This window comes from Nitrospira sp. BLG_1 (assembly GCF_047338595.1).
Classification (GTDB): domain Bacteria; phylum Nitrospirota; class Nitrospiria; order Nitrospirales; family Nitrospiraceae; genus Nitrospira_D.
On the sequence record NZ_JBLFBO010000116.1, the window covers coordinates 1 to 1,723 of the forward strand.

Consider the following 1,723-nt stretch of genomic DNA (forward strand, 5'->3'; position numbering starts at 1 on the left):
TGGAGGTCGGGTCCAATACGGCAACAACCGTGTCCAAGAAATCGTGAGCGGTACATGTGATAGACAATCTTCGACAGTCGGCAGGTTCTCACGACAGGCTGGATGTACAATTTACTCTGCAAGTGAACACTACGGCCTTGGTCAGCGTCGATGTGAACATACATAAAGTTTTTGCAGCTCTGCCAACACAGATATCACAACAGCTCACCTACCTCAGTGAGGAGATCGTATCAGGCCGACTATAAGGTTCTTCCGTCACCCTTCGGCTCTGAACGCATGGTATGGAGGAGGAACTCTTCACGGCTCCCTGAATGGTCGTGAACCTCCTCACGCCGCTCAAGACAGGGTATGAAGCCGCAAGGAACGAGCGAAGCCATACACGCAACTTGTGGAAGAACTGCCAGAGATGCAGGGACACACAATGGAGCTGGTGAAGAAAGCCGCGGGCGAGAAGTGAAAGGCGTCTGTCTTGGTGAATAACCGCAGCGAGGGGAATTTGCCCCTGACGATTCACGCCCTGCACAATTCGCTGCAAGCTGCTCTATAACGCCACGTCCGGTTGAAAGTCTAGCTCGTCAAAGTAATAGCGCCCGTCGGCACCCAGGAGTCGTTGAAAAAACTGCAAGAAGCCCTTGGCGATGACGGTCACGCTCCCCTGACGAAACTCTTCACCATCTGGCATTCCGACAACGACCCACCAATCGGATCGTTCAAACTTGTTGGGTGCAAACGACACATAGGCGATTGCCCGTCCATCAGCCAGATCCATGAAATGGACCGCCGGCATGAAGATGTGGAAGTTGTCGCTCAAGACCTTTCTTTCGGTCAGCCCTGAGGGTAGTTTCAACAACCAGGCATGAGGCCTTTCCTCGTAAAACACTTGCCCATCGGCAAACCGATCCATCAACTGCACCAATTCCTTTGGGATACCAACGTCTCGCAGCTCTCTCAAAGGGTGATCTCGCTGGTCTGTCACCTGCGGCTTCGAGGTGGTGTCTCGCGCCCCTGCTGCTGCGAACTTGTTCAGCACGTGGGTGAACGCATCGGGTTCCACGACAGCCCACCCGATCTCCGGTTCCAATCGGCCACCGTCCCCATGTTCTCTAACACCCAGGAAGCCGGCAACAAGCTCTAATTCCTTTGAGTCATCGGCGGATGCTGATTTGAGTACGAACGGGGCTCGCGATAGACCCGTGGGGACCTTCGCGGACGAGATCCCGTCTTCTTCAGTCAACTTCTCTCGTGGTATGGCCAGAATCAGATTTCTGATCGTTGGTGCATTGGTAACGGGATGCATGAGATAGGGAAAGAGGTCGGCGACCCAGCCGGTAATGAGATCGCCCCCATACATCTCCTTGGGACTATAGATGTGTTTCCAGAACCGTTGTGACGGAGTACCCTGCACCGTCGCGATGAACCCATCGCAGATCGGTTTCAGTCGATCAGTCCACCAGTCGAGGTGAAACGTCGCCATCACGTCGACACGCTCACGAATGCGGACCCAATCGTCCACAATGCCTGTGACAGTAATCGAAGGAATGCCGCAAATACAGCTCAGCCCGTAATCAAAATACTGCTGGAACGCATCCATCATCACGACCTGGCTGGCGGTGCGGATCACGGACGAGGTCGTGCTGAAATCGCAAATCATGAGCTGGTACAAGTCATCCTGCACATGCTGCCGGATCCCCTCGCTCCATTGCTCAACGGCCTCGGCCCAGTG

The 1,723-nt window shown here is 54.4% G+C and carries 1 protein-coding gene; it reads right to left on the reverse strand.

Going from position 1 to position 1,723, the window contains the following annotated elements; all coding sequences use genetic code 11:
- Nucleotides 1-541 precede the first annotated feature (541 nt).
- On the reverse strand, nt 542-1,723 hold a 1,182-nt coding region (locus tag ACMTNU_RS20555; RefSeq protein WP_413937153.1), incomplete at its 5' end, for a DUF4419 domain-containing protein.